Annotated in this window: 10 protein-coding genes and 1 pseudogene; 6 read left to right on the forward strand and 5 right to left on the reverse strand. The window is 64.1% G+C overall.

What is annotated here, in order from left to right:
- The first annotated feature begins 106 nt into the window (after positions 1–106).
- From KBT70_RS13230 to KBT70_RS13240, 3 genes are read left to right on the forward strand one after another with little or no spacing between them, the layout of a single operon-like run.
- Positions 107–487, forward strand: a complete 381-nt coding sequence (locus KBT70_RS13230; protein ID WP_296634318.1) for a hypothetical protein — start codon at positions 107–109, stop codon at positions 485–487.
- Positions 484–1,341: an alpha/beta hydrolase gene (locus KBT70_RS13235; RefSeq protein WP_296634322.1), complete on the forward strand. Its 858-nt coding sequence runs from the start codon at positions 484–486 to the stop codon at positions 1,339–1,341. Before KBT70_RS13230 ends, KBT70_RS13235 begins: the two co-directional genes overlap by 4 nt.
- Positions 1,342–1,355: 14 nt before the next feature.
- Entirely contained in the window at positions 1,356–2,216 is an 861-nt protein-coding gene (locus KBT70_RS13240; RefSeq protein ID WP_296634325.1) for a 3-keto-5-aminohexanoate cleavage protein, read from the forward strand.
- A gap of 30 nt (positions 2,217–2,246) precedes the next feature.
- Here KBT70_RS13240 and KBT70_RS13245 read toward each other — a convergent pair whose 3' ends face one another.
- Genes KBT70_RS13245 through KBT70_RS13255 form a run of 3 tightly spaced genes read right to left on the reverse strand, consistent with a single transcriptional unit; the run spans position 2,247 to position 5,292 of the window.
- Positions 2,247–2,924, reverse strand: coding sequence for an ABC transporter ATP-binding protein (locus tag KBT70_RS13245; protein WP_296634328.1), 678 nt, complete (start codon positions 2,922–2,924; stop codon positions 2,247–2,249).
- A complete protein-coding gene (locus KBT70_RS13250) occupies positions 2,921–4,126 on the reverse strand; it encodes an ABC transporter permease (RefSeq protein WP_296634332.1) in 1,206 nt (401 codons plus the stop codon). The genes KBT70_RS13245 and KBT70_RS13250 overlap by 4 nt, the downstream gene beginning before the upstream one ends.
- The gene (locus KBT70_RS13255; protein ID WP_296634336.1) at positions 4,126–5,292 is read right to left on the reverse strand and encodes an efflux RND transporter periplasmic adaptor subunit; all 1,167 of its coding nucleotides are present in this window, start codon (positions 5,290–5,292) and stop codon (positions 4,126–4,128) included. The genes KBT70_RS13250 and KBT70_RS13255 overlap by 1 nt, the downstream gene beginning before the upstream one ends.
- A 253-nt stretch (positions 5,293–5,545) precedes the next feature.
- On the opposite strand from KBT70_RS13255, the gene KBT70_RS13260 reads away from it, so the two are divergent.
- Complete coding sequence (locus tag KBT70_RS13260) at positions 5,546–6,577, forward strand: proline racemase family protein (protein ID WP_296634339.1); 1,032 nt, start codon at positions 5,546–5,548, stop codon at positions 6,575–6,577.
- A gap of 41 nt (positions 6,578–6,618) precedes the next feature.
- Here KBT70_RS13260 and KBT70_RS13265 read toward each other — a convergent pair whose 3' ends face one another.
- Together KBT70_RS13265 and KBT70_RS13270 are read right to left on the reverse strand one after the other, a co-directional pair.
- A complete protein-coding gene (locus KBT70_RS13265; protein WP_296634341.1) occupies positions 6,619–7,656 on the reverse strand; it encodes an Ldh family oxidoreductase in 1,038 nt (345 codons plus the stop codon).
- Between the two features lie 28 nt (positions 7,657–7,684).
- Positions 7,685–8,320, reverse strand: coding sequence for an XRE family transcriptional regulator (locus tag KBT70_RS13270; RefSeq protein WP_296634346.1), 636 nt, complete (start codon positions 8,318–8,320; stop codon positions 7,685–7,687).
- 156 nt (positions 8,321–8,476) lie between these two features.
- Here KBT70_RS13270 and KBT70_RS13275 point away from each other — a divergent pair, with 156 nt between their 5' ends.
- Both KBT70_RS13275 and KBT70_RS13280 read left to right on the forward strand, forming a co-directional pair.
- Entirely contained in the window at positions 8,477–10,177 is a 1,701-nt protein-coding gene (locus KBT70_RS13275) for an aconitase family protein (RefSeq protein ID WP_296634349.1), read from the forward strand.
- A 40-nt stretch (positions 10,178–10,217) separates the two neighbouring features.
- Positions 10,218–10,340: pseudogene (locus KBT70_RS13280) on the forward strand (dihydrodipicolinate synthase family protein); the annotation flags it as partial.

Below are 10,340 nucleotides of genomic sequence, written 5' to 3' on the forward strand. Positions count from 1 at the left end.
AAACCAATGCCGCAGGCGGTATCGCGTGATACCCCGTCCGGCATGGATCAACCGGCCTCTTAAATGCCACCTCTAGCACATCCGCAGCATCAAGAGGGAGGCAGAGGTGATCGACAGATTTCGCGAGATAGAGGCACGGCTCAAGGATCAGCCGCATCTCTTGCGCCTTGGACGGCTGTTTTCCGAGACGGTGCTGGTCGAGATAGAGGGAGAGGAAATCTATCTGACCTTCGACAAGGGGCAGATCACCTCGGTCATGGCCGGTCCAAGCCGCAAGACACCGTGGCGCTTTGCGCTGCGCACCGATGCCGATGCGCTGGAACAGTTCTGGCAGGCGCGCCCCGCACCGGGATTTCACGACATTTTCGGGCTGGCCAAGATCGGGCGCGGGCGGATGGACGGCGACATCCTTTGTCTGGTCAAGAACCTGCGCTTTTTCAAAGAGGTCATGGCGCTGGCCCGCCACACAGAGGAGGGTGTCGCATGAGCGTTGAACCCATCACAGGCCGTTATCTGAACATCGAGATCGCAGGCACCCCGCGTCGCATCTATTTCGAGGAGGCGGGGCAGGGGCGCCCCGTCCTGTGCTTGCACACCGCCGGGGCCGATACGCGGCAATGGCGGCATCTGATGACTGACGCCGAGGTGACGGCAGGCCATCGCCTGATCGCCTTTGACATGCCATGGCATGGCAAATCCCTGCCGCCCGAGGGGTTCGAGACCGAAGAATATCTGCTCACGACCGAGGCCTATATCGAGACCGTGCTGGCGGTGATCGCGGGGCTGGGGCTCGAGCGCACCATTCTGGCGGGCTGCTCCATGGGCGGGCGTATCGCTCTGCAATTGGCGGCGCTGCATCCTGAGCAGTTCAGCGGATTTATCGCCATCGAGGCGTCGGATTTTCAGCCCGCGTGGTATGACATCGACTGGTTCCACCGTCCCGATGCCCATGGCGGCGAGATGGGCGCGGCGCTCGTCTCGGCCAATATCTCGCCCTATGCGCCCAAGGCCGAACGCTGGAATACGCTCTGGATGTTCATGCAGTCGGGGCCGGGGGTGTTTCGTGGCGATCTGAGTTTTTACACCCGCGACGATAGCCTGATTGGGCGGATGGGGCAGATCGACACCGGCAAAACCCCGGTGCATCTGCTGGTGGGGGCCTATGATCTGACCTGCACGCCCGAGGATGCGAAACGCACGGCGGCGGCCATTCCCGGTGCCACGGTCTCGGTGATGGACGAATTGGGCGATTTCCCGATGAGTGAACATCCCCAAGGAGTCCGCCCGTTTTTCCTTGATGCCCTCGCGCGGATGCCGCGCGCCGCGGCACAAGCGGCCTGAGAGGAGGGGCTGACATGACCAAACCCTGCATTATTTGCGTGGCGATCACCGGCAGCCTGCCGCAGAAATCCGACAATCCGGCGGTGCCGATCAGCGTGGCTGAACAGATCGAGTCTACCCATGAAGCCTATGAGGCGGGGGCGGCCATCGTGCATGCGCATGTGCGCAACGACGATGGCTCGCCCTCGTCTGACCCCGACAAATTCGCGCGGCTCAAAGAGGGGATCGAGGCGCATTGCCCCGGCATGATCGTGCAGTTTTCCACCGGTGGCCGCTCGGGCGCGGGCCAGACGCGGGGCGCGATGCTGTCCTTGCGCCCCGATATGGCCTCGCTTTCGGTCGGTTCCAACAATTTCCCCACACGGGTTTATGAGAACCCGCCTGATCTGGTCGATTGGCTGGCGGGGGAAATGCGCGCCCATGAGGTCAAGCCCGAGATCGAGGCGTTTGATCTGAGCCACATCCTCAAGGCCAAGGAGATGGCGGATCACGGCCAACTCATTGGCACGCCCTATGTTCAGTTCGTGATGGGCGTCAAGAACGCGATGCCGGTCGACCGCGACGTGTTCGACTATTACATCCACACGGTCAAACGCCTGTTCGGTGCGGATGCGCCATGGTGCGCGGCGGGGATCGGCCGGCATCAGATCACGCTCAATGAATGGGCCGTCGCGGCGGGTGGGCATGCCCGCACCGGGCTTGAGGATAACGTGCGGCAGGATCGCGACACGCTTGCGCCCTCGAATGCCGCGTTGGTGCGGCGGGTGGTCGAGATCTGCGCGCGCCACGCGCGCCCGGTGGCCACATGCGGCGAGGCGCGGCAAATGCTGGGCCTGCGTGCGCAATGCGGTCTCAAGGATGGCAAAGCGGCGTGATGCTATGGTGAAGGGTTGGTCCTAAGCGGATCAGCCTGTCACCATCCCATCCCCCACCACGATCTGCCGCCGACAGAGCGATGCGATCTTGTCGTCATGGGTCGAGATCAAGAAGGTTGTGCCTTCTTCGCGGTTGATCTGGGCAATCAATTCCATCACCTGCATGGCCGAGACACGGTCGAGATTGCCTGTTGGCTCGTCCGCCAGCACAAGTTCCGGGCTGTTCATCAGCGCGCGCGCCACCGCGACGCGCTGTTTCTGCCCACCCGAGAGGCTGGTTGAGGGGAAATTGATCCGCTCCGCCAGACCCATCCGCGCCAAGAGATCACGCCCGCGCGCCCGCGCCGTGGCGGTTTCCCGACCCTCGCGCACGGCGGTGGGAAAGATCACATTTTCCAGCGCCGTGAAATCCGGCAAGAGATTGTGGAACTGAAAGACAAATCCGATATGCGCGTTGCGAAACTCGGTCAGCGCGCGGTCATCGGCGGCAATCAGGTCCTCGCCCAGCATCACATGCTGGCCCGAGGTGGGTTTCATCAGGGTTCCAAGGATGGTCAGCAGCGTGCTCTTGCCTGATCCGGATGGCCCCAGCAAGGCCGCCATCTCGCCTGTCGCAAGCGCCAACGAAAGCCCACGCAAGACGCGGGTTGCGGCCTCGCCGGTGCCAAAGGTCTTGACCAGATCGCGCACCTCCAGAAGGGCTGTCATTGGCCGATCGCCGTGACCGGATCAACCCGTGCCGCGGAACGCGCAGGCAGGATCGAGGCGAGGATCGCGCCGATCACCGTCAGGGTGATGGCCAGCCCGTAAGAGCCTTGGGTGATGTCCATGGGCAGCGTGCCCGGCTCGAACGCGTCGCGTGAGGGAAAGGGCAGAAGTGCCAGATACCCAAGGCCCGCGCCCATGATCCCGCCCATCAGCCCGATGAGCGCGCCTTGGGTGACAAAGACAAACACGACAAAGCCGCGCCCGGCGCCCATGGCCCGCATGATCCCGATTTCCGGGCGGCGGCGGTAGGTCGAGAGCAAGAGCGCCGAGGCCACGCCGATCACGATGGTAATGAGCGCGAAGGTCTTGAGGAAATAGCCGGTCTGCGCCTGCGCGCTCAGCGCCTCCATCAACTGTTCGGCCCCATCTGTCCAAGGCACTGCATCAAGCCCGGTCAGCCCGCGAATACGCAGCGCCGTGGCATCAGCGGCGTTGAGGTCAAAAAGCTTTATCTCGATCTGGCTCACACCCTGCGGCATGGCAAAGAGCGTGCGCGCGGTCGAGAGGCTGACAAAGGCGCGCGCCCCGTCCAAAGCCCCGTTGCCCGTCTCGAAAATGCCCGAGAGGGTGAGCAGCGCCGTGACCCCTTCAGAGCTTTGCAGACGCAGCGGTTGATTGAGCGACAGGTCGAGATCATCGGCCAATTCGCGCCCCAACACGATCAGCCCCGCGCCCAGCCGTGCGCGCCCTTCGACCATATACCCCTCCAGATCGAGGATAGCGGATTCGCGCCCCGGCTCGACCCCGGTCACGCTGACCTGTTCAACCTGCGCGCCGCGCGTGAGAAACCCCGCGCCGGTGATCTGCGGCGAGACCGCCTTGACCCCCGGCACCGCCTCGATGAGAGGCAGCCATGTCGCGGCCTCCGAAAGCGACGCCGTGCGGGTGCGGCCACGTTCCGCAACCAGCAGCACATGACCCTTGGGCGAGATCAAGAGGGCGGGATCATCCGGTTCGGCCTCGATGGTGACATGCGAGATATCGCCCACAGTGCGCGACAGGATGAATTGCGCCAGCCCACCAATGAGCGCCGACATGAAGATGAAGATAAAGACGCCCACCGCCACCCCAAGCACCAGAAGGGCCGTTTGCGCCTTGCTGGCGGTCAGGTAGCGCGCCGCGATCTTGACCGCGTAGAGCATCAGGGTTGCTCTGCCGTCACGGCCTGACCATCCGTGATGCCCGTGGCCTCGGTGATCAGCACATCGTCTTCGGCCAGCCCCGCCGTGACGATCAGCCGTGCGGGGGGCCAATCCACCACTGTGACCGGCTGAAATCTGGCGGTGCCGTCGCGGAGCACGAAAACGCCCGGTGCGCCTGCGTCCGAGGTCAGCGCGGTGCGGGGCACGGTCAGGGCCGCGTCCCGCTCTTCGACGATGATGTTGGTGGCCACCGTCAGGCCGACCGGGGCCATCACCGGCGTGTCAAAGGACAATTCCACCGCCAGCCCGCCGGTCGCGATATCCACCCGCTGCGAAACATAGCTGACCCGACCGGAGCGCGTCTGGGTTTCGCCCGCGAGTTGCAGGACAGCGGGCTGGTCGAGCGCGATCTGGGTGGCATAGGCCTCGTCCACATCCGCCTCGACCAAAAGCGCGCTGAGGTCGGCCAGCGTCAGGATGGGCGTGGCGGGGCTGACAAGCTGACCTTGCTCGACATCGAGCATCACGACGCTGCCTGCTGCGGGGGCGCGGATCGTGTGGTTGGTCAAGAGGACGCGGGCCTGATCGAGAGCTGCCCTGAGGCGCGCCACCTCTTGGGTCGCAGCCTCAAGCCGATAGCCATAGGTGTCGCGCACCGAACGCGCGACTGTGGTGCTGAGAGAGTCGGCCCGGTCATATTCCGCCTGCGCCTCGCGCTCTGCATCGAGCGCGGCATCAAGGGCGGCTTGTGCCTGTCGCACGCTGGCGCTCTGTGCCTCGGCATCGACCTGCGCAAGGAGTTGACCGGCCTCTACCCGGTCGCCCTCGGCCACGGGCAAGGCAATCAGCGTGCCGGTAACAGTGGACGTGACCTCGATCGAATTGACCGCCGCGATCCGGCCATTGACTGCCAGTACGCGGGTGACAGGGGCCATCACCGCCGTCTCAACCACAACAACCGGTGGGCGGGTCATCCAGACCTGAGCATAGACCAGCCCGGCAACGGCCAAGCCCACAAGCGCCGCCGCCGCCCATTGCCAACGGCGGCGGGGTTTCGAAGCCGTTGCATCCCGGTGCCGCACTGGAACCGGGACGGCGACAGCAAGGTCTGTCCGCGCCTTTTCGGGCGCGTCCTGTCGGGCGGGTTTCTGGTCAGCCGGGGCCAAGCGTGGCTCCTTCGCAAATTGCAAGACGTCTGTGGCGCGGCATGCGCCTGTTGTCTTGTCCTCTAGCATAGGGCGGCAAATCGCAACCACCTTGACGTGGATCAGCGACGGGCGCGCGGGGGATGCGCCGCGATTGACGCCCAAGCAACACCAAGGGCATAACGCTTGCACAGCGGGGTATCCCGCCGACTGTGACAGAGCCATGCTGCCATGCGGATCACCTCCGGCGCAGCCCCAACCAAAGAGTGACGCCATGCGCAGCACCAAGATCATTCATGTCGTGTCCTGTCATGCCGAGGGCGAGGTGGGGGATGTCATCGTGGGCGGCGTAACCCCGCCCCCCGGCACTACGATCTGGGAGCAGCGCAAATGGATCGCCGAGGATCAGACCCTGCGCAATTTCATGCTGAACGAGCCGCGCGGCGGTGTGTTCCGGCATGTCAATTTGTTGGTACCGCCCAAGCACCCCGAGGCACAGGCGGCGTGGATCATCATGGAGCCCGAAGATACGCCGCCGATGTCGGGGTCAAACTCGATCTGCGTGTCTACGGTGCTGCTGGATAGCGGAATTATCCCGATGCAAGAGCCGGTGACGCATATGGTGCTTGAGGCGCCGGGCGGTCTTGTGCGGGTGCGCGCGGACTGCGCCAACGGCAAGGCCGAGCGCATCTTTGTCGAGAACTTGCCCTCCTTTGCCAGCCGTCTGGGCGTGCCGCTTGATGTGCCGGGTGTCGGGCAGATTACTGTGGATACGGCCTTTGGCGGGGATAGCTTCGTGGTGGTCGATCCCGTGGCGCTTGGCGTCGATCTGGTCGAGGGGAACGCGCGCGAAATCGCAGAGCTTGGTATTCGGATCACCAATGCCGCCAATGCGCAATTCCGCTTCGAGCATCCTGAGAAACCCGATTGGGCGCATCATTCCTTTTGCCTCTTTGCCGGGCCGATCACGCGCGAGGGGACTGCCTTGCGCGCGCAATCCGTTGTGGCGATCCAACCGGGTAAGCTCGACCGCTCTCCCACTGGCACGGCGGTGTCGGCGCGCATGGCGATCCTCGCGGCGCGGGGCGAGATGGGCGAGGACGACCGCTTTACCGGCGTGTCCATCATCGGATCAGAGTTTCACGGGCGTATTCTGGGCCGGGTTCAGGTTGGTGGACGGGATGCCATCCGTCCCGAGATCAGCGGGCGGGCGTGGATCACCGGCACAGCGCAGCACATGCTCGACCCAAGTGATCCCTGGCCGGGAGGCTATCGCCTCTCGGATACATGGCCAAGGATCGGGTAAGGGGCAGGGGCGTGCTTATAGTGCCCAGAGCGCCCCGGCGCTCAGCCTGCGACTGCCGCCAGCCCTTCGGCTTCGAACCGCGCCAGTTGCGCCAGTTCTGCATCGCTTAGGACAATGCCGCTGGTCAAAGAGTTTGCCCGCGCGGCAAAGCGCCGTTCGGACGGCAGGCGCGCGCCCTGTGCCCCGATGGCGCTCAAGAGACGCTCGCCTTCGGCAATCGGATCGCGCCCGCTGCGGGCGGCAAAGCTGGCCGGATCAAGCGCCAGAACCAGCGCGCCGTGGCGCGGCAAGAGGCTGGTGCCGCCGGAAAACTCCAGAGCTTCCTTGCTCATGAATTCGCCCAGCATGGCACCGGCCAGCAATTCGACCATTGTCGAAATCGCCGATCCCTTGTGCCCGCCAAAGGGCAGCATCGCACCTGCCAATGCCGCCTCGGGGTCGGTCGTCGGATTGCCATCTGCGTCCATTGCCCAGCCCTCGGGGATGGGCGTGCCGGCGCGGCGGTGGAGTTCAATCTCGCCGCGTGCAGCGACGCTGGTGGCGAAATCAAACACATAGGGATGCGGGCCGGGGCGCGGCCAGCCAAAGGCGATCGGATTGGTGCCAAGCAGTGGCTCCTTGCCACCCGTGGGCGCGACCGAGGAATAGCTGGGGCACATCGACAAGGACGCGAGACCGCGCGCGGCCAAAGCCTCGACATCGTGCCAGAGCGCAGAGAAATGTAGGCAATCGCGGATCACCAGTGCGGCAAGGCCCGTGTCACGGGCGCGCGCGGCCAGTGCATCGACAGCCGCGTCAAAGGCCGGGTTGGAAAACCCGCCGCCCGCGTCCACCTCGATCACCGCGCGTCCTGTATCGTGCAGCATCGGCACCGCATCCGGCACGACCTTGCCCGCCGCGATCACCCGCAAACAGCCCTCGATCCGGTAGATGCCGTGCGATTTGCAATGATCCCGCTCGCCCGCGACGATCACCCGCGCCACCGCTGCGGCACTCTCGGGGCGCACGCCGCAAGTCTCGAAAATCGACGTCACCCGCGCCAAGAGGTCATCAACGGAAATCGCGGTCTGCTCGGCCATGCGGGCTGTCTCCTTTTGCTTGGGCGGGTTATTTGTCGACGTCGGTATAGGTGCAGGCCCAGAACACCTTGGTCTCGGTGTCATCGAGTGCCCGCAGCCCGTGCTTGATCGTGCTGTCGAAATAGGCGCAATCGCCGGGTTCCATGATAACCGGCTCATAATGCTCGACCGTCAACTCGACCCGGCCCGAGAGGACATAGAGCGTTTCCTCGCCGTCATGTGATTCCAACTCGTCGCGCGTAAGGGGCGCGCGTTTCTCGACCAGCGTCACCAGCGGGATGATCTTTTTCTCGGCCAGTGCGTTGCACAGCACCTCGTATTCGAAATTCTTGGCGCGCACCTTGCGGCCTTGGCCTGCGCGCGTCACCGTCATGCGGGTGGTTTGCGTGGCGTCGTGGTCCGCGGAAAAGAGCCGCTCCATGCCGATATCATAGGCGCGGGCGATCTTGATCAGGTTCTCATAGCTTGGCGAGACGCGTCCGTTCTCGATCTTGTGGATGGTCGACAGGGCAAGGCCCGTGCGCTGCGCCGCCACTTCGAGCGTATAGCCGCAGGCCTGCCGGACCGCCTTCATCCGCGCACCAAGATCAGCACGCAGTTGATGACGCTCGACATCCCAGTCATCCGCCGCGCTCTCGACTGAGGTTTTTTCTGTTTCGGCCATAATTTTTCTTTTCTTACCAGTCGTGATTGTTTAAGCATATATTTACGTTGGGCACAACAGTAGCAATCCGGAGTGCGCAGGGGGAGACCGAATATCGGATTTTTCCGAAATCCCTGCCGGACCGCGCCAAGACAGACTTCAACAAAGGGTGATCTCATGCCGGACCTGATTGTCGCCGCCGAGGTTGAGGGGCCGATCCTGCTCTGCGACGAGGGGCTGAGCGTCTGGGGCGGTGTTGATCCTCTGAGCGGACGGATCATCGACGCGCATCACCCGCAGCAGGGGCAATCGCTGGCCGGTCACGTCGTGATGATGCCGACAAGTCGCGGCTCTTGCACCGGAAGCGGCGTGCTCTTGGGACTGGCCTTTGCCGGAACCGCGCCCAAGGCGCTGGTTTTCCGCGAGGGCGAGGATATCCTCACCTTGGGCGCGCTTGTTGCGACGCGGCTTTTTGAAAGGCCGATTGCTGTTCTGCGCCTCTCAGCCTCTGACTACGACCGTCTGGCACGCGAATCCCATGCCGTGATTACCGGCACCCATCTGCGGGCGGGTGATCTGGAGTGGCCGCTGACCTCTGTTGCCTCTGAGGGTCTGACCCTCTCGGACGTTGACCGCGCCTTTCTGGCCGGGGACCATGGCGAGGCGGCGCAATTGGCGATGGAGATCATCACCACACTTGCCGCCGCCCAAGGTGCGCCAAGCCTGACGGATGTGACCCGCGTGCATATCGACGGCTGCATCTATGCCAGCCCCGCCTTTCTGACCTTTGCCCGCGCCATGGCGGACAAGGGCGGGCGGGTGCGGGTGCCCACGACAATGAACGCCATTTCGGTCGATCACGCCAACTGGCGCGCGCAGGGCGTGGCCGAGAGTTTTGGCTTGCCCGCCAGCCAACTGGCCGATGCCTATGTCGAAATGGGTGCGCGTCCCAGTTTTACCTGTGCGCCCTATCTGCTCGAGGACAAGCCGTCGGCGGGCGAGGATATCGCCTGGGCTGAAAGCAACGCCGTCATCTACGCCAACACGGTTTTGGGCGCGCGCACCGTCAAGCATGCTGATTTCATGGACCTGTGCATCGCGCTCACGGGGCGGGCCGCACGGTCTGGCGTCTATCTGGACCAGAACCGCGCAGCCCGCCGGATCATCGACATCGACGTGCCCGAGGGCATCGACGATGCCTTTTGGCCGATGCTGGGCTGGATCGTTGGTCAGGTTGCCCCTGACCGTATCCCGCTCTTGCGCGGGCTGGAGGGATTGCATCCCTCCGACGATGATCTCAAGGCGCTATGCGCGGCCTATGGCACCACCTCTGCGTCACCGATGATGCATATCAAAGGGATCACGCCCGAGGCGGACATGCCCCCCACGCCCGATGCCGATCACGCGCGCATCACGGCGCAGGATTTTGCGCAGGCTTGGCAGGGTTTCAATCAGGGGGCCGACAAGGTTGATCTGGTCGCACTCGGCAGCCCGCATTTTTCCGCCGCGGAATGTGTGGTCTTTGCCGATCTGATGGAGGGGCACCACACCCATGCAGATGTAGCCACGATCATCACCCTCGGGCGCGGCACGCTGGTGACGATCACCGCGAATGGCGTCAAGGCGCGGCTTGAGGCCGCTGGTGTGACCATCGTGCCCGATATCTGCTGGTGCTCGATTTCCGAGCCGGTCTTTCCGCCAACGGCAGAGGTCCTGATGACCAACTCCGGCAAATACGCGCATTATGCCCCCGGCCTCAGCAATCGCGCCGTGCGGTTTGGCTCGCTTGCGCAATGTGCCCTGACCGCGCAATCTGGTCTGGCCCCCACAACCCCGCCGCCGTGGATCGCCGCGGCCCCGGCCCTTGTGGGCCACTGACCGCCGCCACCGGCCCAACGCCAATCCAAAGGAGTTTCCCATGAAGAAAGACGTCTTTCACGGCACCATCCCCGCCCTGCTGACCCCCTGCACCCCGGATCGCAAACCCGATTTCGACGCGCTTGTGCGCAAGGGGCAGGAAATGATCAAAGCGGGCATGTCG

Source organism: Roseovarius sp. (assembly GCF_018066915.1).
Lineage (GTDB): Bacteria > Pseudomonadota > Alphaproteobacteria > Rhodobacterales > Rhodobacteraceae > Roseovarius.